Below are 24823 nucleotides of genomic sequence, written 5' to 3' on the forward strand. Positions count from 1 at the left end.
GCAGCAGTGCTTTTCCACACGGATGCGATCCGCTTACGACATGTGCTGCCCGCCGTTGATCGCGATGTTGGCGCCGGTGACGAAAGCGGCTTCGTCCGATGCCAGGTAGGCGACCAGGCCGGCCACTTCTTCCGGCTTGCCGAGGCGGCCCATCGGGATTTGCGGGATGATCTTGGTTTCCAGCACTTCACCCGGGATGTCCATCACCATCTTGGTGCCGATATAGCCCGGCGAGATGGTGTTGACGGTCACGCCCTTGCGCGCCACTTCCAGCGCCAGCGCCTTGGTGAAGCCATGCATGCCGGCCTTGGCGGCCGAATAGTTGGTCTGGCCGAAGGCGCCCTTCTGCCCGTTCACCGACGAGATGTTGATGATGCGGCCCCAGCCACGCTCGACCATGCCATCCGTCACCGGCTTGGTCATGTTGAACACGGAATCGAGGTTGGTCTTGATGACCGCGTCCCAATTGACCTTGTCCATTTTCTTGAACGTCATGTCGCGCGTGATGCCGGCGTTGTTGACCAGCACATCGACCGGGCCGACCTCGGCCACCACCTTGGCGACGCACTTCTGCGCCGAATCGTAGTCGGCGACGTCGCACTCGTAGGCATGGAATTCGTGCCCCTTGTCGCGCATGGCCGCCAGCCACCCTTCGTGCTTGGTGTTGCCCGGCGAATACGTGACCACGACCTCGTAGCCCAGCGCAGCCATCTTGATGCAGATGGCTTCGCCCAGGCCGCCCATGCCCCCAGTTACCAATGCCACTCTAGCCATACGTCTTCTCCTGTTTTTGTCATCTACTTCCGAAAACCGGACATCCCGTCCGCGTTACCGCACGCTCAGCGTTCGACCGCCAGCGCCACACCCATGCCGCCGCCGATGCACAGGCTTGCCAGGCCGCGCTTGGCGTCGCGGCGGATCATTTCGTGCAGCAGCGTGACGAGGATGCGCGCGCCGGAGGCGCCGATCGGGTGGCCGATCGCGATCGCGCCGCCGTTGACGTTGATCTTGGAGGTGTCCCAGCCCATCTGCTTGTTGACCGCGATGGCCTGGGCGGCGAACGCCTCGTTGATTTCCATGAGGTCGAGGTCGTTCACGCTCCAGCCGGCCTTTTCCAGGCACAGGCGGGTGGCCGACACCGGGCCCATGCCCATGATCGACGGATCCAGGCCGGCCGAGGCGTAGGCCTTGATGCGCGCCATCGGCTTCAGGCCCATCTGCTCGGCCTGCGAGGCCGACATCATGATGACGGCGGCGGCGCCGTCGTTGATGCCGGAGGCGTTGCCGGCCGTGACCGAGCCTTCCTTGTTGAAGGCCGGACGCAGGCTGGCCAGCCCTTCGAGCGTGGTGCCGTGCTTGGGGTACTCGTCGGTGTCGAACACCGTGGTGCCCTTCTTGGTGACGATCTCGAAGGGGATGATTTCATCCTTGAACTTTCCGGCTTTTTGCGCGGCCTCGGCCTTGAGCTGCGATTGCAGCGCGAACTCGTCCTGCTCCTGGCGCGAGACGTCGAACTTGCGTGCGACGTTTTCGGCGGTGACGCCCATGTGGTACTGGTTGAAGGCGTCCCACAGGCCGTCGACGATCATGGTGTCGACCAGCTTGGCGTCGCCCATGCGGAAGCCGTCGCGCGAGCCGGGCATGGCGTGCGGGGCCAGGCTCATGCTTTCCTGGCCGCCGGCGATGACGACCTTGGCGTCGCCGCACTTGATCGCCTGCGCCGCCAGGTGGGTGGCGCGCAGGCCGCTGCCGCATACCATATTGATGGTCATGCCCGGGGTGGTGTCCGGCAGGCCGGCCTTGATGACGGCCTGGCGCGCCGGGTTCTGGCCGGCGGCGGCGGTCAGCACCTGGCCGAGCAGCACTTCGCTGACGGCTTCCGGCGCGATGCCGGTCTTGGCCAGCAGGTGCTTGATGACGTGGGCGCCGAGGTCGGCGGCGGTGATTTTGGCGAGGCTACCGCCGAATTTGCCAACTGCGGTGCGGCCGGCGGCGACAATGACAACATCTTCCATTTGACTCTCCCATGTCCTGGACTTGCCAGGGGTTTGCTAGGCGGCGGCGCTGCGGCCGCCGGTCCGGATTCTGCGCGACCCGGCCGTACGCGCCGGGTAAGGCATGTGCGGCCGGAAGTCGAAAACATCGATGCTACGGATCGGGCACCTGTTCGTATTTGAGGCAAGTCAATCTTATCAGCTCGCCCACGCGCCCGGACCGGTTTATGACAGATTCGTGCGACACACTGGTGACATCGGCTTGTTATCTAAATTTTAATGTTAGTGTTACCTGTTTATTAAAATAACGCAATGACATGCGGGCCGGACGGCGCTTCGTCGTTGCGCCGCAACGTCACGTTTCAGAACTGCCAAACCCGCGCCAGATAAGGGAAAAATCATCGGCGGACGCATGCCCAAAAGCATAAATTTCACAGTAGAATGCACGGGCTTGTGCCAACCTGACCTGTTTATGTCCAAAACGATCTCCCCGCCTGTCGAAATCAAGATTTCCACGGTTGTTGCCATCTCGACCATCCTGCATTCGTCCAGCCCGTCGTCGATCGACGCCGCGCTGAAGCAGATGACCGGGGGCGTGGCCGACTTCTTCGAGGACGAGTTCGCGGTGATCGACGTCTCGGCGATTGCCGAGGACGCGCCGGCGATCGACTGGCAGGGCCTGGTCACCTTGCTGAAAAAATACAACCTGAACGCGGTCGCCGTGCGCGGCGCCGCCGACGGCATGCGCGCAGCGATCCGCGCCGCCGGCCTGTTCCTGGACGACGGCTCCAGCGGCGACCGCGCGCTGCCACAAGCCGCCGCGCCGGCCCCGACCCCGGCGCCCACCGCCGCTCCGGTGGCAGCCCCCGCGGCCCAGGCGGCCGCCATGATCGTCGACACCCCGGTCCGCGCCGGCCAGCGCATCTACGCGCGCGGCAGCGACCTGATCATCACCGCTGTCGTCAATAACGGCGCCGAAATCATCGCCGACGGCAGCATTCACGTGTACGCGCCGCTGCATGGCCGCGCACTGGCGGGCGCATCCGGCAATGCCGGCGCCCGCATCTTCGCGCTGTCGATGCAGCCGGAACTGGTCTCGATCGCGGGCGTGTACCGCACCTTCGACGATGGCTTTCCTGCCGATATCGGCAAGGCGCCGTCGCAAATTCGACTGACAGGCGATCGACTCGATATACTACCGCTCAGTTCCGCTACGCGCGCCTGAGCGACGACTTAAACCAGATACCGTAAAGGACCTATTTGTGGCACGAATTATTGTTGTGACGTCCGGTAAGGGCGGTGTGGGCAAGACCACTTCGAGCGCGAGCTTTGCGACCGGCCTGGCAATGCGCGGGCACAAGACCGTCGTCATCGACTTCGACGTCGGCCTGCGCAACCTCGACCTGATCATGGGCTGCGAACGCCGCGTGGTGTACGACCTGATCAACGTGGTCAACGGCGAAGCCACCCTGAACCAGGCCCTGATCAAGGACAAGCACTGCGAGAACCTGTTCATCCTGCCGGCGTCGCAGACGCGCGACAAGGACGCGCTGTCGGAAGCCGGCGTCGAGCGCGTGCTGAACGAGCTGGTGCAGATGGGCTTCGAATACATCATCTGCGATTCGCCGGCCGGCATCGAGCACGGCGCGCTGATGGCGCTGACCTTCGCCGACGAGGCGATCGTGGTCACCAACCCGGAAGTGTCGTCGGTGCGCGACTCCGACCGCATCTTGGGCATCATCCAGGCCAAGTCGCGCCGCGCGCAGTCGGGTGCGGAGCCGGTCAAGGAACACCTGCTGATCACGCGCTACTCGCCGAAACGCGTCGAGAACAACGAGATGCTGTCGCACACGGACGTGCAGGAAATCCTGCGCATTCCGCTGATCGGCATCATCCCGGAATCGGAGCAAGTCCTGCATGCGTCGAACCAGGGCAATCCGGCGATCCATTTCAAGGGCACCGACGTGGCCGAAGCGTACGAAGACGTGGTGTCGCGCTTCCTCGGCAGCGAGCTGCCGCTGCGTTTCACCAGCTACGAGAAACCCGGCATCCTGCAGCGCATCTTTGGGGTAAAGTGACATGGGCCTGCTTTCAATCCTGTTCCCGCAGAAGCAGAAATCGGCATCCGAGGCCAAGGAACGCCTGCAGATCATCATCGCCCGCGAGCGCAACAACCGCTCCGGCCCGGACTTCCTGCCGGCGCTGCATCGCGAGCTGATCGAGGTGATCTCCAAGTACACCAAGGTCAATTCCGACGACATCAAGATCTCGCTCGACCGCCAGGGCAACCTGGAAGTGCTCGATGTGAATGTGGTGTTGCCGGACGCTTAAGCGCTTAGTTTTAGCCGAAAAAGCCGTCGTTTCCGGCACTGCCGGAAACGACTCCCCGCGCAGGCGGGGACGACGTTCTAAGTTTGCGCTGAACGTTCACACCGGCTTCGCCGCCGCCACCACTTCCCGCGCCACGCGCGCACACGCCTCCACGTGCTCGTAGCCCATCCGGCGAAACAGCGCATACCCGATCGCGGCCGATGCCAGCTGCCCCGCCAGCGGCACGAATTTGGCCACCGACTTGGCGGCCAGCTTCACCCCCGACTTCTTGAACAGCCTCAGCACCAGCTCCTTGGTGATGATCTTCCCGACCAACATGCCGCCGATCGCGGCGGCCGCTTCGTAAGCCACGATGCGTACGCGCGGATGCAGCTGTTCGATCTGCTCGGCGGTCAGGCCGAAAGCGCGGTTCACCTCTTCGACCAGCAGCGCGAAGGTGGCCAGGTCCGACACCAGGTCGACGCCCGGCACCGGCACCGCCGCCACCCCGGCCGACACCGCCGCGCGCGTGCGCACCAGCTTGCGGCAGCGCTCGCGCACGCGCGCGATCTCGCTGCTCGTCGCCGGCATCACTTCCCAGTTGCCTGCTTCCTGTTTGTTCATGGCGCGAATCGAGATGTCATTGACAGGCCCTACCTTACCCCGTTTTGCGCCCCCGTCGCGCCCAGGAAGGTCACCGGGTTTAGTCGCGTTTGCGCAACAGCCATGCCGTGGCGGCTTTGCTGTCGCGGCCGGCCCCAGGGAACAGAACTACTGTAGTCGCCTCTTTTCTCAGAAGTTTTTGATGTAGATCAAGGATTTTTTTCCGATCAAAAATCGCGCCCAAGCGCACCCGATTGCACGCGGGAAATCGTTGTTTCTAAACGAAATTTTCTTTTCTCGACGTGGCATTTTTTTGTAAAAGTCTGTTATAGTCGGCGTAACCTTGTAGGAGTTGTCCTACAGACATCCTACAGGCCCCCATCCTCACAGCAGAGTCAGATCATGCGAATCGCCATCTTGGACAATGACCGTACCCAGGCAGACACCGTGTCCCAGGTGTTAACCGGCGCGGGCCACAGCTGCCAGACCTTCGAGTCGGGCAAGGATTTGCTGGCGCAGCTGCGCAAGGACAGCGCCGACCTGCTGATCATGGACTGGCAAGTGCCGGACATGGCGGGCGCCGAAGTGTTACGCCGCGCCAAGGAAAAAATGCCCGCCAATGCGCCGGCCATGTTCATGGCCAACACCTCGGCCGAGGACGACATGGTGGCGGGCATGACCGCCGGCGCCGACGACTACATCGTCAAGCCGCTGCGCCGCGGCGAACTGGCGGCGCGCGTGTCGGCCCTGCTGCGTCGCGCCTACCCGTCGCAGAACGGCTCGGAACAGCTCAGCTTCGGCCCCTACACCTTCGAGACCCGCCCGGGCCGCCTGCTGATGGATGGCGCGCCGATCGACGTGACGCACAAGGAGTTCTACCTGGCCCTGCTGTTCTTCCGCAACATCGGCCGTCCGCTGTCGCGCGCCTACATCCACGAATCGGTGTGGGTGCGTGAAACCGCCGTGCCGTCGCGCACCATGGACACCCACGTTTCGCGCGTGCGCAACAAGCTGCAGTTGCGTCCGGAAAACGGCTTCCGCCTGGTCCCGGTGTACAGCTATGGCTATCGGCTGGAGAAACTGGGCGCCTGAAACTCCCTTTCGCTGAAAGGGTATAATGACGGCGTCCGCCTGCCTCGTCTGTAAAGCAAGTAATGCAACTCCTCGCCGTCGGCCTCAATCACACCACCGCACCGGTCTCGCTGCGCGAGCAACTGGCGCTTGGTCCTGAGCAGCTCGGCGACGCAGTCCATTCGGCGCGCCAGTGGTTCGGCCGCTTTACCGACAAGGGCGGCGACGAGGCGGCCCTGCTGTCCACCTGCAACCGCACCGAGATGTACGCCGCCAGCACGGCGCCCAATCCGCTCGATGCATCCGGCCACTTCCTGGCCCACTACCACGCCCTCAACTACGCCGAGCTGCGCCCGCACCTGTACCTGCTGCCGCAGGACGACGCCGTGCGCCATGCGTTCCGGGTCGCGTCGGGCCTCGATTCGATGGTGCTGGGCGAGGCCCAGATCCTGGGACAGATGAAGGACGCGGTGCGCGCGGCCGACGAAGCGGGCGGCCTGGGCACCTACCTGCACCAGCTGTTCCAGCGCAGCTTCGCGGTGGCCAAGGAAGTGCGCAGCACCACCGAGATCGGCGCCCACAGCGTGTCGATGGCCGCCGCCGCGGTGCGCCTGTCGCAGCGCATCTTCGACCGCATGGCCGACCAGAACGTGCTGTTCATCGGCGCCGGCGAAATGATCGAGCTGTGCGCCACCCACTTCGCGGCGCAGAACCCGAAAAGCATCACCATCGCCAACCGCACCATGGAGCGCGGCGAGGCGCTGGCCGACAAGCTGAATGGCCGCGCGATCCGCCTGGCCGACCTGCCGGAGCAGCTGGCGCAATTCGACATCGTCATCTCGTCCACCGCATCCACCCTGCCGCTGATCGGCAAGGGCCTGGTGGAGCGCGCGATCAAGGCGCGCCGCCGGCGCCCGATCTTCATGGTCGACCTGGCGGTGCCGCGCGATATCGAACCCGAAGTCGCCAGCCTCGACGACGTGTTCCTGTACACCGTGGACGACCTCGCGCAGGTGGTCCGCACCGGCATCGAGAGCCGCCAGGCCGCGGTGGCGCAGGCCGAGGCCATCATCGAAACCCGCGTGCAGTCCTTCATGCACTGGGTCGGCGACCGCGCGGTGGTGCCCGTGATCCAGGAGATGCACGAGTCGAGCGAGGCCTTGCGCCTGGCCGAACTGGATCGCGCGCGCCGCATGCTGGCCAAGGGCGACGATCCGGAAGCGGTGCTGGAAGCGCTGTCGCGCGGCCTCGCCGCCAAATTCCTGCACGGCCCGCAGCAGGCGCTGCACCGCGCCCAGGGCGACGAGCGCGCCCGCCTGGCAAGCCTGCTGCCGCAGCTGTTCCGCGGCCGCCGTTAGCGGCCCTTCCCTGTGCGTCCGCGCCGCCACGGCGCGTCCCCGGCGCCGCCGCGCGCGCCTTCCGCTGACCCTATCCGAGCATACGAATGAAACCATCCATGCTGGCCAAGCTGGACCAACTGGCCAACCGACTTGTCGAACTGGACGAACTGCTGGCGCAACAGAACGCGACGGCGAACATGGACAACTTCCGCAAGATGACGCGCGAGCACGCCGAGCTCGGGCCGCTGGTCGCGGTGTACCACCAGTACCAGGAAGCGCTGGGTGACATCGCGGCCGCGCAGGAGATGCTATCCGACCCGGACATGAAGGAATTCGCGCAGGAAGAGATCGAGGCGGCCAAGGAGCGCCAGACGGGACTCGACCTGGAGCTGCAGAAGATGCTGCTACCGAAGGACGTCAACGACGAGCGCAACATCTTCCTAGAGATCCGCGCCGGCACCGGCGGCGACGAATCGGCCTTGTTCGCGGGCGACCTGCTGCGCATGTACACCCGCTTCGCCGAGCGCCACCGCTGGCAGGTCGAGATGGTGTCGGAATCGGCGTCGGACCTGGGCGGCTACCGCGAGGTCATCGTGCGCATCGTGGGCCAAGGCGCGTATTCCAAGCTGAAGTTCGAATCAGGCGGGCATCGCGTGCAGCGGGTGCCGGCCACCGAGACCCAGGGCCGCATCCACACTTCCGCCTGCACAGTGGCGGTGATGCCGGAGGCGGACGAGGTGGAGGACGTGAACATCAACCCGGCCGACCTGCGCATCGACACCTTCCGCGCGTCGGGCGCGGGCGGGCAGCACATCAACAAGACCGACTCCGCGGTGCGCATCACCCACCTGCCGACCGGGATCGTGGTCGAGTGCCAGGACGACCGCAGCCAGCACAAGAACAAGGCGCAGGCGATGAAGGTGCTGGCGGCGCGCATCAAGGACGTGCAGATCCGCGAGCAGCAATCGAAGGAAGCGGCCACGCGCAAGAGCCTGATCGGCTCGGGCGACCGCAGCGAGCGTATTCGCACCTACAACTACCCGCAGGGGCGGCTGACCGACCACCGGATCAACCTCACCCTCTACAAGCTGGACATGATCATGGACGGCGACCTGGACGAGCTGACCAACGCGCTGTCGGCCGAGCACCAGGCGGAGCAGCTGGCGGCGCTGGGCGATTAATCAGCCAACACCTTCTGCTACATGCAGCCCGTCGTTCCCGCCTCCGCGGGAACGACGTTCTGTCTTAAGAACTGGATTTTCGCTTTATGCGACAATGCCCCTTCCATAAGTGCAGCCTCGACAAAACAATGCCATCGTCCAGAACCGTCCTTTACGCCACCGCCGCCGTCTGCATCGCACTGGTGGGCGCGGCGCTCTACCTGCAGCACGTCCAATACATGCAACCCTGCCCGCTGTGCGTGATCCAGCGCTACCTGTTCCTGGCCATCGCCCTGTGCTGCCTGCTGGGCGCCTGGGGCGGACAGCCGAAGGCCGGCGCGGCGCTGGGCGTGCTCGGTGGACTGGGCGGCCTCGGTGTCGCGGGCAAGCACCTGTACGTGCTGACCCACCCCGGTTTCTCCTGCGGGATCGACCCGATGGAGACCATGCTGAACAAGATCCCGACCGCGACCGCCCTGCCCTGGCTGTTCCAGGCCAACGGCATGTGCGAGGACGCCACGGACAAGCTGTTCGGGCTCTACGTCCCGGCCTGGTCGGCAATCTGGTTCTTCATCATCACCGCGTCGCTGGCCTGGCTGCTGGCGCGCCGCAGCCGATGATCGCCCCCGGCGCCACCATCGGCGCGCTGCAGGCATCGCTGCCGCTCGACCCGCTGGAAAACCGCATCCTGCTGTGCCACGCGCTCGGCCTGTCGCGGGTGGCGCTGATCACCGAATCCGAGCGCGCGCTGACCGCCGATGAAGCCAGCCGGCTGGCGGCCGTGGTCCAGCGCCGCCAGTTCGGCGAGCCGATCGCCTACATCGTCGGGCACCGCGAATTCTTCGGCCTGAACTTCCAGGTCAACGATTCGGTGCTGATCCCGCGGCCGGACACCGAGCTGCTGGTCGAACTGGCACTGGAACGCCTGCCGAAACATGGCCGCCTGCTCGACATGGGCACCGGCAGCGGCGCGATCGCGGTGTCGGTCGCGCACACGCGGCCGGATGCGGCGGTGACGGCGCTCGATTTTTCCGGCGCCGCGCTTGACGTCGCGCGCGCCAACGCCAATGCGCACGGCGCCAAGGTGCGGCTGCTGCGTAGCGACTGGTTCTCGAACCTGGAGCAGGAGCGCTTCCACCTGATCGCGTCGAACCCGCCCTACATCGCCCACGCCGACGAACATTTGGCGCGCGGCGACCTGCGCTTCGAGCCGAACATCGCGCTGACCGACCGCGCGGACGGGCTGTCGGCGCTGCGCATCATCATCGGCGGCGCGGCGGCGCACCTGGAGCAGGACGGCTGGCTGCTGCTGGAGCACGGCTACGACCAGGCGGCGCAGGTGCGCGAGCTGCTGGAAGCTCACGGTTACGCCGAGGTGCAGAGCTGGCGCGACCTGGCCGGCATCGAGCGCGCCAGCGGCGGCCGCATCGCGGCGCGCAATTCCTGAGCGGCTCCACGTTTCGAATCAAAGAGAACGTCGTCCTCGCGAAAGCGGGGACCCCATTTCTTATGCTTTAGCCGCGTACGCAAGATCGGTGGCCGCGCACGCAAAATGGGGTTCCCGCTTTCGCGGGAACGACGGCCTGTCACAGAGCGACGGCTACGATTCTCTACCTGGCGCAACAAAAATTGCGTCTTTGATAAAATTCCCGGTCCACCCCGACCACCATCCCATGCGCCGACTGTTCGCCATCCTCGTGCTATGTGCTCCCCTCGCCGGCGCCGCCGAGAAGCAGGCGCCTGCGCCAACGCCGGCCGAACTGGCGCAGGCGCTGTTCGAGAAGGACTGGCAGTGGCGCCTGCGCCACCAGCCGGAATTGGCCACCACCGTCGGCGACCACCGCTTCGACGACAGCCTGTCCGACACCTCGCTCGCCGCCGCGCGCCAGGCCACCGAGCACGAAAAGGCCATGCTCGACGCGATCAAGGCGATCGACCGCAACCAGCTGCCGGTGCAGGACCAGATCTCCTACGACCTGTTCGTCGACGACAAGGAGCGCAAGCTGGCCACAGCCGCGTTCTTCCCCATCGCGCCCTACCCGCTCACCGCGCAGAACGGCCTGCAGCTCCTCCTGCCGCAGCTGGTGGCGCAGATGCCGTTCGCGACCGAGGCCGACTACCGCGCCTACATCGCCCGCCTGCAGGCCGTGCCGCGCCACGTCGACGGCCTGATCGAGCAGATGCGCTACGGGATCAGGAACGGCTGGACCGCGCCGAAAGTGATCATGCAATCGGTGCCGGGCCAGCTCAAGGCACTGCGCGAGCACCTGGCGGACGGCGTGGTGGGCGCACCGCTGCGCGCCATCCCGGCCACCATCGACAAGCCGGTGCGCGAGCAGCTGGCGACCAGCGGCCAGGCCGCGCTCACCGGCACGGTGGCGCCGGCCCTGCAGAAGCTCGAAGACTTCGTGCGCAACGAATACCTGCCGGCCGCGCGCGAGGCCATCGCGGCATCGAGCCTGCCCGGCGGCCAACCCTGGTATGCCCTGCTGGCGCGCGGAGCGACCACCACCAGCATGACGCCGGCCGAGATCCACGCGCTCGGACTGAAGGAAGTGGCGCGCCTGCGCGTCGAGATGAAGGAGGCGATCGCGCGCACCGGCTTCCAGGGCAGCTTCGCCCAGTTCATCGTGTTCGCGCACAGCGACCCGCGCCTGTTCTACACCGATCCCGAAGCGCTGCTCGGCCGCTACCGCCGCACGCTGATGCGCGCCCGCGCGCGCCTGCCCGACCTGCTGGCGACGGTGCCGCAGGAAGACGTCACGGTGAAGGCGATCCAGCCGGCCGGCGCCGAGCAGCAGCCGGCCGCCTACTACGAAGCGGGCAACGCCGGCCGCACCGCCGCGCTGGTGGTCAACACCTCGCGCCTGAACACGCGCCCGATGTGGGAGGTGGACACGCTGGCGCTGCACGAAGGCGTGCCGGGCCACCACACCCAGGTCGCGCGCGCCCACGAACTGGACAAGCTGCCGGCATTCCGCCGCAACGCCTGGTACGTGGCGTTCGGCGAAGGCTGGGCCTTGTACGCGGAAGGGCTGGGCACGCAGATGGGCTTCTACAAGGACGCGTTCTCCGCCTTCGGCCACCTCAACGACGAACTGTTCCGGGCGGCGCGGCTGGTGGTCGACACCGGCATCCACGCGCTCGGCTGGTCGCGCCAGCAGGCGGTCGACTACATGAACGCCAACACCGCCAACTCGCCGGTCGACAACGAGGCCGAAGTGGACCGCTACATCGCGCAGCCGGGCCAGGCGCTGGGCTACAAGATCGGCCAGCTGCGCATCGCGGCGCTGCGCGACAAGGCGCAGGCCGCGCTCGGCCCGAAGTTCGACCTGAAGCGCTTCCACAACGCCGTGATCGACAACGGCCCGCTGCCGCTGGCGGTGCTCGAGCGCGAGATCGATCGCTGGATCGCGCTTGAGAACGCGCCGCCCAAAACCGAGCCCGCCAAGGCCACGGCAAGCGCGCCGGCGGGCTGAGTTTTGTGTCAAACGTGTGAATTGAAGGCCCGCCAACGCGTCCGCGCGATTTCGGTTACTCTTTGCGCCAACGATTAGGCAGTATGAGAAAGGAAACATCCGTGTCGAACCAACTGACCCGCCGCCTGGCACTGCTCGACGATGACGCCCACCGCTCCCTGCTTGGCCAGGGCTTGCGTGGTATCGAACGCGAAACGCTCCGCGTCGACAAGGATGGCGACCTGGCGCGCACGCCGCACCCGGCGGCGCTCGGTTCGGCCCTGACCAATCCGCAGATCACCACCGACTATGCCGAGGCCCTGCTGGAGTTCATCACGCCGGCCGAACACGATGTTTCGGAGACCCTGCACCGGCTCGACGCGATCCACCGCTTCGCCTATTCCAGGATGAACGGCGAAATGCTGTGGAGCGAGTCGATGCCCTGCGAGCTGCCGCCCGACGAGGACATCGAGATCGCGTGGTACGGCAAATCCAACCTCGGCATGCTCAAGCACGTGTACCGGCGCGGCCTGGCCCTGCGCTACGGGAAGGCCATGCAGTGCATCGCCGGCATCCACTACAACTACTCGCTGCCGGAAAAGCTGTGGCAGGTGCTGGCCGTGAACGAAGGCGTGCTCGAAGAACGGCGCTCGGCGCTGCGCGACTTCCAGTCCGAGAGCTACATCGCGATGATCCGCAACTTCCGGCGCTACAGCTGGCTGCTGATGTACCTGTTCGGCGCCTCGCCGGTGCTGAACAAGAGCTTCCTGCGCGGCCGCGAGCACAATCTGCAGACGCTGTCGGACGATACGCTCTACCTGCCCTACGCGACCAGCCTGCGCATGAGCGACCTGGGTTACCAGAACGATGCCCAGTCCGGCCTGCGCCCGCACGAGAACAGCCTGGAAAGCTACGTCAGCTCGCTGATGGACGCGGTCAACCGTCCCTACCAGCCGTATGCGGCGATCGGCACCAAGAAGGACGGCGAGTGGATCCAGCTGTCGACCAACGTGCTGCAGATCGAGAACGAATACTATTCGACCATCCGTCCCAAGCGCGTGATCCGCACCGGCGAGCGTCCAGTGCAGGCGCTGTGCAACCGCGGCGTGCAGTACATCGAGGTGCGCTGCATGGACATCGACCCGTTCGAGCCGGTCGGCATCAGCCTCGAAACCGGCCGCTTCCTCGACGCCTTCCTGATGTTCTGCGCGCTGGAAGAAAGCCCGCCGATCAGCGCGGCACAAGGCCAGGTCCACGCGTCCAACTTCGCGCGCACGGTCAAGGAAGGCCGCCGTCCGGACCTCACGCTGACGCGCTGCGACGGCACCGAAGTGGCGCTCACCGAATGGGCGCTGGAGCTGATCGAGCGCATCCGCCCGGTGGCGCAGCTGCTCGATTCGCAGCACGACGAAGCGGTGCACGCGGCCTCGCTCGCCGTGCAGAAAGCCAAGGTCGAGGACCCGTCGAAAACGCCGTCCGCGAAGGTGCTGGAAGAAGTGCGCGAGATCGGCTCGTTCAAGGCCTTCGGCCTGCGCCAGAGCGAGCTGCACGCCCAATACTTCCGCGAGAACGCGCTGATGCCGGCGGAGGAAGCGATGTTCGAGGAGATGGCGACGGCCTCGCTGGCCGAGCAGACCGTGATCGAGCAGGAAGACACCGGCAGCTTCGACGACTTTGTCGCCAAGTACAACACCAGTACACTATGCGGCAATAACTAGCCGCGGGGACCTCTTGCTCACCTTTTTCAACGAACACCATGCGCAGCACCAGCCGCGGCTGGAACTCCATCGCGGCCAACTGGTAGCCTGTTCGGAAAAGCCTGAGCGAGCCGACCTGGTGCTGGCGGAGTTCGAGCGGCGCGGCCTGGGCCGGGTGGTGACGCCGCATGGCGTGCCGCTGGTGTCGCTGGAACGGGTGCATTCGCCGCGCTACCTGCACTTCCTGCGCAATGCCTGGAACGAGTGGACCGCGCTGGATCCGGCCAACGCCGGCAAGGACGCGCTGCCCGCCGTGTGGCCGGTGCGCACGCTGCGCGACGACATCGAGCCGGACAACTTCCACGGCCGGATGGGCCTGTATTCAATGGACAGCGGCACGCCCCTGTCTTCGGGAACCTGGATCGCGGCCAAGACCGGCGCCGACTGCGCGGTCAACGCGGCGCATGCGCTGCGGCTGGGCGAACGGTCCAGTTTCGCCCTGACGCGGCCGCCGGGCCACCATGCCGGAGCCGATTTCTTCGGCGGCTACTGCTTCCTGAATAATGCCGCGCTGGCGGCCCAGCACCTGCTCGACGACGGCGCCGCGCGGGTGGCGATCATCGACATCGACTACCACCACGGCAATGGCACGCAGAGCATCTTCTACCGCCGCAACGACGTGCTGTTCGTGTCGATCCATGGCGATCCGCGCGACGCCTATCCCTTCTACCTCGGCCACGCGGACGAGACCGGCGAAGGCGAAGGGCTGGGCTACAACATGAACCTGCCGCTGGCGGCGGGGTCGAGCTCGGCGCAGTGGTTCATGGCGCTGGAAAGCGCCTGCCTGAAGATCGCGGCCTATGCGCCGGACGCGCTGGTGGTGTCGCTCGGCGTCGACGGTTTCGCCGGCGACCCGGCCTCGCGCGTGGCGCTGCAGGGCGGCGACTTCCTGCGCATCGGCGAGCGGCTGGCCCACCTCGGGCTGGCGACCACTTTCATGTTCGAGGGCGGCAGCGCGATCGCGGAACTTGGCATCAATACCGTCAACGTGCTCGAAGGCTTCGAGACGGCGGTCTGACTTGGAAACGACGATGATTGAATGGCAGTGGTGCGGCTTTCACGAGCTGTCCAATGTGGAGCTGTACGAGGTGATGGCCCAGCGGCTGAAGGTGTTCGTGCTGGAGCAGCAGTGTTTCTACGATGAATTCGACGGGCTGGATGTCGGGGCGCATCACCTGATCGGCTGGCGCCGGAACGCGGATGGCGGGCGCGAGCTGGCGGCCTATCTGCGGGTGCTGGCGCCGGGGGCGAAGTATGCGGAGATGTCGCTCGGGCGGGTGCTGACCACCGAGAAGGCGCGCGGCAGCGGCGCCGGGCGCGAGCTGCTGGCGCGCGGGATCGCGCTGGCGGAAAAGCTGCATCCGGGGCACAGGATACGGATTGGGGCGCAGCAGTATCTGGAGAAGTTTTACCAGAGCTTTGGGTTCGAGACGATCTCGGAACCGTATGATGAAGACGGCATCATGCACATCGATATGCTGCGGTAAGACGAAGCGCATTTTTAAGATAGAACCTCGTTCCCGCGCAGGCGGGAACCCCATTTCTCCCGCAAGCCACCCCAGTTAGCAGTACCGCCAAGCACGCAAAATGGGGTTCCCGCCTGCGCCGGAACGACGGTCGGTTTTTTTTCACGCGTTGCGGCTACGCCGCCCCCGGCAAAGCCCCACGCGGATACTCCAGCTCCGCCCGATCCCAGTTGCCCAGGTCCGCCGCCGCCTCGTACGTGCTCTGGCAAAACGCCATCAGCTCATCATCCGGCGAATGCGCCCTGCGCACCGCCTCGTACGGCAGCACGAACTCGCGCAGGGTCGGATGGTAGAACGCCGCCGCCGGCTGCACGCCCACCTTGCTGAAGCCCGGCGGCTCAGGATAGGCGTAGGAATAGAACACCGGCTCCGGCAAGGCCGGCCCGCCCGGCCAGAAGCCGACACTGCTCACCTCATGCGAATAGGCCTCGCGCGCGACCCAGTCCGGCAGGTTGGGCACCCCGCCCGGATGCGGCGGCGCATGCCGTCCCGAGAAGCGCGTTACCGCCACGTCGAAGCTGCCCCAGAAGAAGTGCACCGGACTGCACTTGCCGATGAAGCCGGACCGGAAGCGCTGCAGCACGCGCTGCGCATGCAGCATCGCCGTCCAGCAGCGGTTGGCGGCTTCCGCTTCGTAGGAACAGTGCAGCTCATCCTGGTCGCAGCGGATGGCGTCCGGGATTTCGTTGGGCATGAGGTGGATTGAGACCGGCAGCGCCAGCTCGTCCAGCGTGTCCATGACCTTGCGATAGAAACCCGCCACCGACTGCGCCTCCAGCGGCAGCGCGCGCAGCGCGCCTTCCGCCGTGACGATGGTGAGCCGGTGTTCGGAGAAATCGAAATCGATCTGCAAGGTGCGCGCGCCGTAGGGCAAGGGACCCGTGGTGAGGCCGCGCGCGGTGAGGTAGAGCGCCGTGTGCCAGGAGTGGTTAGTCCAGGGCATGAGCGCCAGCTTGATTTTGCCGACCACCTGGGTCCACAGGTGCAAGGTGGCGTAGGTATCCTTCCACCGTTCGTAAGGCAGGGCCGGCCATTCGTCGAAACCGCTCATGTACACCTCCGCTCGAATGTGCGGTTCGACAGCGCGAAGGTGCGAACCGCGGCAGCCATTGCCGGCTGCATTGGCATGCATCAAACTGGGCCTTACTTGAGCAGGCCCTGCTTGCCCGGATCGGGCATCTTCCACGCTACCACAAAAGCCAGCGCACACATCGCACTCACGTACCAGTAGAAGTTCTGCTCGACGCCGACCGACTTGAACCACAAGGCCACGTACTCGGCCGAACCACCGAACAGGGCGTTGGCGATGGCGTACGAAAAGCCGACGCCGAGCGTGCGCACTTCGACCGGGAACATCTCGGCCTTGATCAGGCCGCTGATCGAGGTGTACAGGCTGACGATCGCCAGCGCCGCGATGATGAGCAGGCAGGCCACCACCGGGCTGGTCACGCCGCGCAGGGTGAAGAAGATCGGCGCGGTGAAGATCGTGGCCAGCGAACCGAACCACAGCATCGAGCTGCGGCGGCCGATACGGTCCGACAGCAGGCCGAACACCGGCTGCAGGCAGGCGTAAACCAGGAGCGCGACGGTCATCACGAAGCTGGCGGTTTCCTTGCCCATGCCGACCGTGTTGACCAGGTACTTCTGCATATAGGTGGTGAAGGCGTAGAAAATCAGCGAGCCGCCGGCAGTGAAGCCGAGCACGGTGATGAAAGCGCGCTTGTGGTTCAGCAGGGCCGACAGCGTGCCCGCGCCCTTGATCTTGCGCTGCTGTTCAGTGGTCGTTTCAAGCAGCGACCGGCGCAGGTACAGCGACACCAGTGCCGTGAGCGCGCCGATCGCGAACGGGATGCGCCAGCCGTAGGACTTCAACTCGGGCTCGGTCAGGAACTGCTGCAGGATCACCAGCACCAGCAGCGCCAGCAGTTGGCCGCCGATCAGGGTCACGTACTGGAAGGATGCGTAGAAGCCCTTCTTGCCGGACTGCGCCACCTCGGACATATAGGTCGCGCTGGTGCCATACTCGCCGCCCACCGACAGGCCCTGGAACAGGCGCGCCACCAGCAGCAACAGCGGCGCCAGGTTGCCGATCGACTTGTAGGTCGGGAGCACGGAGATCATCAGCGAGCCGAAGCACATCATCAGCACCGAAATCATCATCGCGCGGCGGCGGCCGTAGCGGTCGCCGATGCGGCCGAACAGCCAGCCGCCGACCGGGCGCATCAGGAAGCCGGCCGCGAAGATGCCGGCGGTGTTGAGCAGCTGCGAGGTCGGGTCGCCCTTGGGGAAGAACTGTGACGAGAAGTACAGCGCGCAGAAGGAGTAGATATAGAAGTCGAACCACTCGACCAGGTTACCGGACGACGCGCCCACGATTGCGAAGATGCGCTGCGTGGGCGTGAGTTCCGCCAGGGGCGTGTGGGTGAGTGTCTCTTGTCTGGCCATGTTTTGTCTCCGTATGATTGTTTTAAAAATTCAGACGCGTTCCAGGATCAGCGCGATTCCCTGCCCCACACCGATGCACATCGTGCACAGCGCGTAGCGGCCGCCGCTGCGCTGCAGCTGGTACATCGCGGTGGTCGCCAGCCGGGCGCCGCTCATGCCGAGCGGATGTCCCAGCGCGATCGCGCCGCCCTGCGGATTGACGCGCGGATCGTCGTCGCGCAGTCCCAGTTCGCGCAGCACCGCCAGTCCCTGCGCGGCGAATGCTTCGTTCAGTTCGATCAGGTCCATCTGGTCCAGCGTCAGGCCGGTTTGCTGCAGCACCTTGCGCACGGCCGGCACCGGCCCGATGCCCATCACCCGCGGCGCGACGCCGGCGGTCGCCATGCCGACGATTCGCGCGCGCGGCGTCAGGCCGTTGCGAACCGCCGCCTCACGGCTGGCGATGACCAGTGCGCAGGCGCCGTCATTGATGCCCGATGCGTTGCCCGCGGTGACCGTACCGCCGGGCCGCACCACCGGCTTCAGCTTGGCCAGCGCTTCCATGCTGGTTGGGCGCGGATGCTCGTCCTTCGAGACCACCAGCGGTTCACCTTTTTTCTGCGGGATCGTCACCGGCACGATCTCGTGCGCGAACAGGCCCTGCTCCTGCGCCGCCGCGGCCTTGGCCTGGCTGGCGAGCGCAAAGCGGTCCTGGTCCTCGCGGCTGATGCCGAAGTCGGTGGCTACGTTTTCCGCGGTTTCGGGCATGCTGTCCACGCCATACCGCTCCTTGAGCAAGGAGTTGATGAAGCGCCAGCCCATTGTCGTATCTTGCAGCGCAGCCTGTCGCGCGAATGGCGACTCGGCCTTGCCCATCACGAAGGGCGCGCGCGTCATCGATTCGACGCCGCCGGCGACCATCAGCGACGCTTCGCCGGCCTTGATCGCGCGCGCGGCGCTGCCGACCGCGTCGAGGCCCGATCCGCACAGGCGGTTGACGGTGGTGCCGCCGACGTCCTGCGGCAGGCCGGCCAGCAGCAGCGCCATGCGCGCCACGTTGCGGTTGTCCTCGCCGGCCTGGTTGGCGCAGCCCAGGATCACGTCGTCCACTTCCTGCCAATTGACTTGCGGGTTGCGCGCCATGAGCTCGCGCAGCGGGATCGCGCCCAGGTCATCGGCGCGCACATCCTTCAGCGCGCCGGCGTAGCGCCCGATCGGGGTACGCACGGCGTCGCAGATAAAAGCGTCTTGCATGTCCATCCTTTCAAAGCGCCGGCGCGTATGCCAGGGGCACGCCGGTGATGCGCCGCAGTTCCTCGAACGAGAGGCCGTCGACCATCTCGCGCACCACCAGTCCCTCCGGCGTCACGTCGAGCACGGCGAGGTCGGTGTAGATGCGGCTGACGCAGCCGACGCCGGTCAACGGGTAGCTGCAATCGGCGACGATCTTGCTTTCGCCGGACTTGGTCTGGTGCTCCATCATCACGAACACGCGCTTGGCGCCGATCGCCAGGTCCATCGCGCCGCCGACGGCAGGAATCGCATCCGGCGCGCCGGTGTGCCAGTTGGCCAGGTCGCCTTTTTCGGACACCTGGAAGGCGCCCAGCACGCAAATGTCGAGGTGCCCGCCGCGCATCATCGCGAACGAGTCGGCGTGGTGGAAATAGGAACCGCCCGGCAGCAGCGTGACCGGCTGCTTGCCGGCGTTGATCAGGTCCTCGTCCTCCTCGCCCGGCGCGGGCGGCGGGCCCATGCCCAGCAGGCCGTTCTCGCTGTGCAGGAAGATGTCGAGTTCAGCCGGCAGGTGCCTGGTCACCATGGTCGGCAAGCCGATGCCGAGGTTGACGTAGGCGCCTTCGGGGATGTCGCGCGCCACGCGGGCTGCGATCTGGTCGCGGGTCAGGCGCTGCATCATTGGGCTCCTTGCAGGACCACGCGCTGGACGAAGATGCCCGGCGTGACAATGGCTTCCGGATCGAGCTCGCCCAGCTCCACCACCTCGCTAACTTGAGCGATGGTGCAGCGCGCGGCCATCGCCATCACCGGCCCGAAGTTGCGGGCGGTCTTGCGGTAGGTGAGGTTGCCCCAGCGGTCGCCGCGGTGCGCCTTGATCAGCGCGAAGTCGGCGTGGATCGGCGTTTCGAACACGTAGTGCTTGCCGTCGATGACGCGGGTCTCCTTGCCTTCGGCGAGCAGGGTGCCGTAGCCGGTCGGCGTGAAGAAACCGCCGATGCCGGCGCCGGCTGCGCGGATGCGTTCGGCCAGGTTGCCCTGCGGGGTCAGTTCAAGTTGCACCTCGCCGGCGCGGTAGAGCGCATCGAACACCTGCGAATCGGCCTGGCGCGGGAACGAGCAGATGATCTTGCGCACCCGGCGCGCCTGGAGCAGCGCGGCCAGGCCGATCTCGCCGTTACCGGCATTGTTGTTGACGATGGTGAGATCGCGGGCGCCCTGCGCAATCAGGGCATCGATGAGCTCGGCCGGCTGGCCGGCGGTGCCAAAGCCGCCGATCAGGACGGTGGCGCCGTCATGAATGCCGGCGACCGCCGCTTCGAGCGACTGGGATAGCTTGTTTATCACGTGGAGACCTCTTGAACGGCCAGTTGACACTGTTCGGTAATCGCACTAATGTTCGATTTCGGAAGTACTGCGGGAAGTTTAGGAGTCTCGTCAATGACGCGTCAAGGCGGCTTGCGTAAATTCTGTGCGATTGGCGAACGGTAAAATGGTCGTACTTACGTTGATGAAAGACGACGATGAGCAAAGATGAAGAAAAAGCAAGCGAGGCTGAAGCCGCGCCCAGTGATCCCAACTTCATGACCTCGCTGGCGCGCGGGCTGGCGGTGCTGCAGGCCTTCAGCGACCAGCGCCGCAGCCTGACCATGGCGCAGGTCAGCCACAAGACCGGCATTCCGCGCGCCTCGGTGCGGCGCTGCCTGCACACCCTGATCGAACTCGGATACGCCGAGGTCGATGGCAACCACTTCGCGCTCAAGCCGAAGGTGCTCACGCTCGGCTACTCTTATTTGTCGTCGACGCCGCTCACGGTGTCCGCGCACCCCTACCTGAACCAGGTCAGCCGCACGCTCAACGAATCGTGTTCGCTCGCGGTGCTGCAGGACGACGAGGTGCTGTACGTCGGGCGCTCGGCCACCTCGCGCATCATGTCGGTGTCGCTGACCACCGGCAGCCGGCTGCCGGCCTACTGCACCTCGCTGGGCCGGGTGCTGCTGGCGCACCTGGAACCCGAGCAGCTCGATGCCTACTTCGCGCACATACCGCTCAAGGCGATGACCGAGCGGACGGTGGTGTCGGAAGCGCGCCTGCGCGAGATCCTGGCCGAGGTGCGCGAACAGGGCTACGCGCTGATCGAGGAAGAGCTGGAAGTGGGCCTGCGCTCGATCGCGGTGCCGGTGCGCGGCGCCAGCGGCAGCGTGATCGCGGCCCTCAACGTCGGCGCGCACGCCGCGCGGGTGTCGAGCCGCAAGATGAAGGAAGAGTTCTTGCCGGTGCTGCTCAAGGGCGCGCAGGAGCTGTCGATCCTGCTGCCTTGACGGGAGCCTGTTCGCCCAGGGCGGCGGTTGCCGCCGTGTGCAGCTCGTCGCACAAGCCAGCCGCACCCTTTGGACAAGACGTGGCTGACAACTTGATGATGCGTTCAAGGTCGGACGTGTTCAAGGTGCTGTCGACATGGACGACAACAAACCTGCGTAGGCCGGGACGTGACTTAGCCAGGTGAACCAAAGCAGGCAAGGTATTCCACTTGTCGACCAAGAGACGGGCGACCGCTTCGGAATTTCCTTCAGCGATGCTGCCGCTGTCGCATTGACTGTAGCGCCGGAAGACAGCGTCGACAGTTTTCCAGCTATGGAGCTGGTCTACCATGGCATCGGCCTCGCTCGCTTCTCGCGCGGTGCACTTGCGCTCGTGGGCGTTCCCGTCACTCGCGGCCAGCAAGAGCGCGGCGACAGCCAGATAAAATAGCCCGAGCTTAGCCATGGCTTTCTCCCAGAGCGCGGCATTGATTGCAAACTGAACCCGCATGTGCGGATTTGGCGCTGTTGCACATGACTTGTATTGTCGTGAGCGGAGACGTCTTCATCGTCTTGACGATAGCGCTCATGGCCTTATCGTTAGTCCTTATGCATCCCATGATGGGATGCTCGGGCCCAGGAGCGCGGCGTGCGAAAGCGCGGCCCGAATGCACCCCAATACCAGGATGTCCAGCCACGTAAAATCTCACAATACCGTGTAAACCGTATGGTCCGTTAGCACTTGCCAGGTGCTTACGCGGCGCACGTTTGTCCAGTACAAGATAAATGCCGTCGTCTACATGACGCAGCGTGGCGTGAGAGTCGACGTTGTTATATGCCGGCCAGCTTCCGACTATCTGGCCGTTCGACAGAAGGATGATCTGGTGCGTGGCGCCATTGAATACAAGCCTCGACATAATCGGAACCTCCCGCACGGACGGAAGCACCGATTTTACTTAGCCGAGGCAGAGGCAATTTGAGCGAGCCTAAGGTCTCGTGTTTTAGAAAGCAATCACGAAGCGCGCGCCGGCGCCGACCGATTTGGCGTAGCGCACCGTCCCGCCGTTGCCGTGCACGAGCTGGCGTACCATCGCGAGACCGATGCCGCTGCCGTGTTTTTTGGTGGTGAAGAAGGGCGTGAAGATGCTGCCGATTAGGTCGTTGGGCACGCCCGGCCCATTGTCGGCGACCTCGATGCGCAGGCGCGCGCCGCGGACCAGCCGTGCCGATACCGTCACGCGTGGCGCCGCCGCCTGCGCGGTCGCATCGGCCGCATTCTTGATCAGGTTGATGAGGGCCTGCTCCAGTTGGCCCTGGTCCACGATCAGTTCCAGCGACGGCGGTTCGACCTCGAAACCAACCTCGCCGCCGCGCGCACGCCAGCCCGGCGCGACCAGCGCCGCCACGCGATCGAACAGGTCGGCCACGCGCACCCGCTCCGGCCGCGCCTCCGGCACGTTGGACAGGCTGCGGTAGCTGCCGACGAAATCGACCAGGCTGCCGGAACGGCGGCTGATCGCATCCAGTGCGGTGGCGAGATCGCTGGCGGCATCCGCCGGCAGGCTCACGCGGAATTCGTCGAGCATGTCGTGCGCGGTGCGCGACAGCGAGGCCACCGGCGTGAGCGAATTCATGATTTCGTGGGTCAGCACGTGCACCAGCTGGCGCCACGCATGAAGCGCTTCCGCTTCGAGCTCGGATTCGACCGGCATCAGCGCCGCCAGCCGCTGCGGCTTGCCGTGCAGGGACAGGGCCGACACTGCCGCCAGCGCCCGTTCGGCGCCGCGTTCGGTGTCGAAGCCGATCATGCCGCGCTGGTCCACCGGCTGCGCCGCCAGTTCGCGGTACAGGCCAGCGGGATCGACCGCGCGGCCCGGCGCGACCAGCTTGCGCGCGTTGGCGTTCATCGGCGTGGCGGCGCCTTCGCCGTGCGCGCCATCGATCAGGAATAGCGCGATCGGCGCGTGCTCCAGGCGGGCCTCCAGCGCCAGCGCGTTGTCGATCAGGCGCTGGCGGTCGGCCGTCAGCGCGGGCGCGGGCTCGGTCATCGCGGCCGGTGTCGCATGCAAGGCGCGCAGCGACCGGAACAAAGGCAGTGCCAGCGCCACCGCGCCAATGCAGCACAGGACGGCGGGCCGTGGCCAGTCGGCCTGCGCCAGCATCCCGGCGCCGAACACGCAAACCAGCAGGCCGGCGCCCGACAACGTGGCGGTGAGCGCCGCGCGCCGTTCAGATGCCATGCTTGCCGAGCTTCCGGTACAGGGCCGCGCGGCTCACGCCCAGCAGGCGCGCGGCGTGGCTGATATTGCCCTTGGCCTTGTCCAGCGCGGCGGCGATGGCGTCGCGTTCGAGCGCACCCAGCACCAGCTGCGGTTCCGGCGCCGGGATCTCTTGCGGAACCGCTGCGGCCGGCGCGGCCAGGCCGAAATCGCCGAACTGGTATTCCGGCTGCGCGCCGAGGATCACGGCGCGTTCGCAGGCATGGCGCAGCGCGCGCACGTTGCCGGGCCACGGCCAGGCGCACAGGCGCTCGATCGCTTCGCCCGACAGTACGCGCTCCGGCCGCTGGTACTGGACTTGGTACAGGTCGAGATAGTGGCGCAGCAGGGTCGGGATGTCTTCGCGGCGCTCGCGCAGCGGCGGCACGCGGATCACGATGGTATTCAGGCGGAACAGCAGGTCGGGCCGGAACACGGACGGATCGAACAGGCGAACCTCGTCGAGATTGGTGGCGCTGACGATGCGCACGTCGATCGCTTCCGCGCGGTCGGCGCCGAGCGGCGTCACCTCGCGCCGCTCCAGCGCGGTCAGCAGCTTGGCCTGCGCCGCCAGCGGCATGTTGCCGATCTCGTCGAGGAAGAGCGAGCCGCCGCGCGCGGCCTGGAAGCGTCCGGCGCGATGCTCCTTCGCGTCGGTAAACGAGCCTTTGCGGTGCCCGAACAGCTCACTCTCGAAGGTTGATTCGGGCAGCGCGCCCATGTCGACCGCGAGGAAGGTTTTCGCCGCGCGGCGCGAAGCGAGGTGAATCGCACGCGCCACCAGTTCCTTGCCGACGCCATTCTCGCCCAACACCATCACATTGGCTTCGGTCGGCGCCACGCTGGCGATCATGGCCTTCACTTCGCGGATGGCGGCGGACGCGCCCATCAGCGGCGATTCGGCCGCCGCACCGGCGCCGCCGCGGCGGGCCAGCGCGCTGTCGATGGCGGCGATCAGGCGCGCGTTATCCCAGGGCTTGGTGATGAAATCGCTGGCGCCGCGCTTGAGGGCCTCGACCGCGAGCGGCACGTCGGCGTAGGCGGTCAGCGCGATCACGGCGGGCGGCTGGGGCAGCGCGCGCAGGCGGTCCAGCACCGCCAGCCCTTCGGCGCCATCGATGCGGCCCGGCGTGAAGTTAAAGTCGAGCAGGACCACGTCCGGCGCCCGTTCGGCCAGCGCGGCCTGCAGCTGCTGCGGATCGTTCAGCGACACCACCGATCCGAAGCGGCGCCGCAGCAGCAGCTGGGCGGCGTACGCGACGTCGATGTCGTCGTCGAGGATCAGGATGTGGGCGGCGGGATCGGCCATTCTCGGTTGCTGGCGTGGTCAGGACTGCAAGGATTCTAGCCGGGCTGGCCGCGGCCGGAAAGCACAAAAAACAGCTGTCC

The 24823-nt window shown here is 66.0% G+C and carries 24 protein-coding genes; 13 read left to right on the forward strand and 11 right to left on the reverse strand.

Annotation, left to right across the window (positions count from 1 at the left end; translation table 11 throughout):
- Window positions 1-33: 33 nt before the first annotated feature.
- Window positions 34-774 carry an acetoacetyl-CoA reductase gene (gene phbB / locus NX778_RS23770; protein WP_258814291.1) on the reverse strand — a complete coding sequence of 247 codons (741 nt, stop codon included), beginning with the start codon at window positions 772-774 and terminating at the stop codon, window positions 34-36.
- 65 nt (window positions 775-839) lie between these two features.
- On the reverse strand, window positions 840-2015 hold the full coding sequence (locus tag NX778_RS23775) for an acetyl-CoA C-acetyltransferase (RefSeq protein ID WP_258814292.1): 1176 nt from the start codon (window positions 2013-2015) through the stop codon (window positions 840-842).
- A gap of 451 nt (window positions 2016-2466) precedes the next feature.
- Between NX778_RS23775 and minC the strand changes: the two genes are divergently transcribed.
- Genes minC through minE form a run of 3 tightly spaced genes read left to right on the forward strand, consistent with a single transcriptional unit; the run spans window position 2467 to window position 4325 of the window.
- Complete coding sequence (minC, locus tag NX778_RS23780; protein WP_258814293.1) at window positions 2467-3219, forward strand: septum site-determining protein MinC; 753 nt, start codon at window positions 2467-2469, stop codon at window positions 3217-3219.
- Between the two features lie 37 nt (window positions 3220-3256).
- Complete coding sequence (gene minD, locus NX778_RS23785; protein ID WP_258814294.1) at window positions 3257-4072, forward strand: septum site-determining protein MinD; 816 nt, start codon at window positions 3257-3259, stop codon at window positions 4070-4072.
- 1 nt (window position 4073) lies between these two features.
- Window positions 4074-4325 carry a cell division topological specificity factor MinE gene (minE, locus tag NX778_RS23790; protein WP_258814295.1) on the forward strand — a complete coding sequence of 84 codons (252 nt, stop codon included), beginning with the start codon at window positions 4074-4076 and terminating at the stop codon, window positions 4323-4325.
- Between the two features lie 96 nt (window positions 4326-4421).
- On the opposite strand, the gene NX778_RS23795 is transcribed toward minE, so the two are convergent.
- Window positions 4422-4928 carry a hypothetical protein gene (locus NX778_RS23795; protein ID WP_258814296.1) on the reverse strand — a complete coding sequence of 169 codons (507 nt, stop codon included), beginning with the start codon at window positions 4926-4928 and terminating at the stop codon, window positions 4422-4424.
- Between the two features lie 381 nt (window positions 4929-5309).
- On the opposite strand from NX778_RS23795, the gene NX778_RS23800 reads away from it, so the two are divergent.
- From NX778_RS23800 to NX778_RS23840, 9 genes are all read left to right on the forward strand, one after another.
- Window positions 5310-5999, forward strand: coding sequence for a response regulator transcription factor (locus NX778_RS23800; RefSeq protein WP_258814297.1), 690 nt, complete (start codon window positions 5310-5312; stop codon window positions 5997-5999).
- A 62-nt stretch (window positions 6000-6061) separates the two neighbouring features.
- Window positions 6062-7336, forward strand: a complete 1275-nt coding sequence (hemA, locus tag NX778_RS23805) for a glutamyl-tRNA reductase (RefSeq protein ID WP_258814298.1) — start codon at window positions 6062-6064, stop codon at window positions 7334-7336.
- 86 nt (window positions 7337-7422) lie between these two features.
- Window positions 7423-8499, forward strand: a complete 1077-nt coding sequence (prfA, locus tag NX778_RS23810; protein WP_258814299.1) for a peptide chain release factor 1 — start codon at window positions 7423-7425, stop codon at window positions 8497-8499.
- A gap of 128 nt (window positions 8500-8627) precedes the next feature.
- Window positions 8628-9098 (forward strand): disulfide bond formation protein B, encoded by a 471-nt coding sequence (locus tag NX778_RS23815; RefSeq protein ID WP_258814300.1) that lies wholly within the window; start codon window positions 8628-8630, stop codon window positions 9096-9098.
- Window positions 9095-9925: a peptide chain release factor N(5)-glutamine methyltransferase gene (gene prmC, locus NX778_RS23820; protein WP_258814301.1), complete on the forward strand. Its 831-nt coding sequence runs from the start codon at window positions 9095-9097 to the stop codon at window positions 9923-9925. Before NX778_RS23815 ends, prmC begins: the two co-directional genes overlap by 4 nt.
- A 226-nt stretch (window positions 9926-10151) precedes the next feature.
- Window positions 10152-11957, forward strand: coding sequence for a DUF885 domain-containing protein (locus NX778_RS23825; protein WP_258814302.1), 1806 nt, complete (start codon window positions 10152-10154; stop codon window positions 11955-11957).
- Between the two features lie 101 nt (window positions 11958-12058).
- The gene (gene gshA, locus NX778_RS23830) at window positions 12059-13654 is read left to right on the forward strand and encodes a glutamate--cysteine ligase (protein ID WP_258814303.1); all 1596 of its coding nucleotides are present in this window, start codon (window positions 12059-12061) and stop codon (window positions 13652-13654) included.
- Between the two features lie 13 nt (window positions 13655-13667).
- On the forward strand, window positions 13668-14711 hold the full coding sequence (locus tag NX778_RS23835) for a histone deacetylase family protein (RefSeq protein WP_258814304.1): 1044 nt from the start codon (window positions 13668-13670) through the stop codon (window positions 14709-14711).
- Between the two features lie 13 nt (window positions 14712-14724).
- Complete coding sequence (locus NX778_RS23840) at window positions 14725-15180, forward strand: GNAT family N-acetyltransferase (RefSeq protein ID WP_258814305.1); 456 nt, start codon at window positions 14725-14727, stop codon at window positions 15178-15180.
- A 154-nt stretch (window positions 15181-15334) separates the two neighbouring features.
- On the opposite strand, the gene NX778_RS23845 is transcribed toward NX778_RS23840, so the two are convergent.
- From NX778_RS23845 to NX778_RS23865, 5 genes are all read right to left on the reverse strand, one after another.
- Window positions 15335-16270 (reverse strand): DUF5996 family protein, encoded by a 936-nt coding sequence (locus tag NX778_RS23845; RefSeq protein ID WP_258814306.1) that lies wholly within the window; start codon window positions 16268-16270, stop codon window positions 15335-15337.
- 92 nt (window positions 16271-16362) lie between these two features.
- Window positions 16363-17664 carry an MFS family transporter gene (locus tag NX778_RS23850; protein ID WP_258814307.1) on the reverse strand — a complete coding sequence of 434 codons (1302 nt, stop codon included), beginning with the start codon at window positions 17662-17664 and terminating at the stop codon, window positions 16363-16365.
- Between the two features lie 30 nt (window positions 17665-17694).
- Complete coding sequence (pcaF, locus tag NX778_RS23855) at window positions 17695-18897, reverse strand: 3-oxoadipyl-CoA thiolase (protein ID WP_258814308.1); 1203 nt, start codon at window positions 18895-18897, stop codon at window positions 17695-17697.
- Between the two features lie 10 nt (window positions 18898-18907).
- A complete protein-coding gene (locus NX778_RS23860; protein WP_258814309.1) occupies window positions 18908-19555 on the reverse strand; it encodes a CoA transferase subunit B in 648 nt (215 codons plus the stop codon).
- Window positions 19555-20223 (reverse strand): 3-oxoacid CoA-transferase subunit A, encoded by a 669-nt coding sequence (locus NX778_RS23865; protein ID WP_258814310.1) that lies wholly within the window; start codon window positions 20221-20223, stop codon window positions 19555-19557. Before NX778_RS23865 ends, NX778_RS23860 begins: the two co-directional genes overlap by 1 nt.
- 176 nt (window positions 20224-20399) lie before the next feature.
- Between NX778_RS23865 and NX778_RS23870 the strand changes: the two genes are divergently transcribed.
- Complete coding sequence (locus NX778_RS23870) at window positions 20400-21197, forward strand: IclR family transcriptional regulator domain-containing protein (protein WP_258814311.1); 798 nt, start codon at window positions 20400-20402, stop codon at window positions 21195-21197.
- Here NX778_RS23870 and NX778_RS23875 read toward each other — a convergent pair.
- The 3 genes from NX778_RS23875 to NX778_RS23885 all read right to left on the reverse strand — a co-directional run bounded on the left by NX778_RS23875 (window position 21160) and on the right by NX778_RS23885 (window position 24743).
- A complete protein-coding gene (locus NX778_RS23875; RefSeq protein ID WP_258814312.1) occupies window positions 21160-21642 on the reverse strand; it encodes a hypothetical protein in 483 nt (160 codons plus the stop codon). The genes NX778_RS23870 and NX778_RS23875 overlap by 38 nt on opposite strands.
- Window positions 21643-22177: 535 nt before the next feature.
- Entirely contained in the window at window positions 22178-23416 is a 1239-nt protein-coding gene (locus tag NX778_RS23880; RefSeq protein ID WP_258814313.1) for a sensor histidine kinase, read from the reverse strand.
- Window positions 23406-24743 (reverse strand): sigma-54-dependent transcriptional regulator, encoded by a 1338-nt coding sequence (locus tag NX778_RS23885; protein ID WP_258814314.1) that lies wholly within the window; start codon window positions 24741-24743, stop codon window positions 23406-23408. The genes NX778_RS23880 and NX778_RS23885 overlap by 11 nt, the downstream gene beginning before the upstream one ends.
- Window positions 24744-24823 lie beyond the last annotated feature (80 nt).

The sequence above is a fragment of the Massilia terrae genome (assembly GCF_024753145.1).
In the GTDB taxonomy this organism is placed as follows: Bacteria; Pseudomonadota; Gammaproteobacteria; order Burkholderiales; family Burkholderiaceae_D; genus Telluria; species Telluria terrae.

Bases quoted from the DNA above. Each gene is read 5' to 3' on its own strand.
- phbB (WP_258814291.1), bottom strand. From the start codon at position 774: ATGGCTAGAGTGGCATTGGTAACTGGGGGCATGGGCGGCCTGGGCGAA.
- NX778_RS23775 (WP_258814292.1), bottom strand. From the start codon at position 2,015: ATGGAAGATGTTGTCATTGTCGCCGCCGGCCGCACCGCAGTTGGCAAA.
- minC (WP_258814293.1), top strand. From the start codon at position 2,467: ATGTCCAAAACGATCTCCCCGCCTGTCGAAATCAAGATTTCCACGGTT.
- minE (WP_258814295.1), top strand. From the start codon at position 4,074: ATGGGCCTGCTTTCAATCCTGTTCCCGCAGAAGCAGAAATCGGCATCC.
- NX778_RS23795 (WP_258814296.1), bottom strand. From the start codon at position 4,928: ATGAACAAACAGGAAGCAGGCAACTGGGAAGTGATGCCGGCGACGAGC.
- NX778_RS23800 (WP_258814297.1), top strand. From the start codon at position 5,310: ATGCGAATCGCCATCTTGGACAATGACCGTACCCAGGCAGACACCGTG.
- hemA (WP_258814298.1), top strand. From the start codon at position 6,062: ATGCAACTCCTCGCCGTCGGCCTCAATCACACCACCGCACCGGTCTCG.
- prfA (WP_258814299.1), top strand. From the start codon at position 7,423: ATGAAACCATCCATGCTGGCCAAGCTGGACCAACTGGCCAACCGACTT.
- NX778_RS23815 (WP_258814300.1), top strand. From the start codon at position 8,628: ATGCCATCGTCCAGAACCGTCCTTTACGCCACCGCCGCCGTCTGCATC.
- prmC (WP_258814301.1), top strand. From the start codon at position 9,095: ATGATCGCCCCCGGCGCCACCATCGGCGCGCTGCAGGCATCGCTGCCG.
- NX778_RS23825 (WP_258814302.1), top strand. From the start codon at position 10,152: ATGCGCCGACTGTTCGCCATCCTCGTGCTATGTGCTCCCCTCGCCGGC.
- NX778_RS23840 (WP_258814305.1), top strand. From the start codon at position 14,725: ATGATTGAATGGCAGTGGTGCGGCTTTCACGAGCTGTCCAATGTGGAG.
- NX778_RS23845 (WP_258814306.1), bottom strand. From the start codon at position 16,270: ATGAGCGGTTTCGACGAATGGCCGGCCCTGCCTTACGAACGGTGGAAG.
- NX778_RS23850 (WP_258814307.1), bottom strand. From the start codon at position 17,664: ATGGCCAGACAAGAGACACTCACCCACACGCCCCTGGCGGAACTCACG.
- pcaF (WP_258814308.1), bottom strand. From the start codon at position 18,897: ATGCAAGACGCTTTTATCTGCGACGCCGTGCGTACCCCGATCGGGCGC.
- NX778_RS23860 (WP_258814309.1), bottom strand. From the start codon at position 19,555: ATGCAGCGCCTGACCCGCGACCAGATCGCAGCCCGCGTGGCGCGCGAC.
- NX778_RS23870 (WP_258814311.1), top strand. From the start codon at position 20,400: ATGAGCAAAGATGAAGAAAAAGCAAGCGAGGCTGAAGCCGCGCCCAGT.
- NX778_RS23875 (WP_258814312.1), bottom strand. From the start codon at position 21,642: ATGGCTAAGCTCGGGCTATTTTATCTGGCTGTCGCCGCGCTCTTGCTG.
- NX778_RS23880 (WP_258814313.1), bottom strand. From the start codon at position 23,416: ATGGCATCTGAACGGCGCGCGGCGCTCACCGCCACGTTGTCGGGCGCC.
- NX778_RS23885 (WP_258814314.1), bottom strand. From the start codon at position 24,743: ATGGCCGATCCCGCCGCCCACATCCTGATCCTCGACGACGACATCGAC.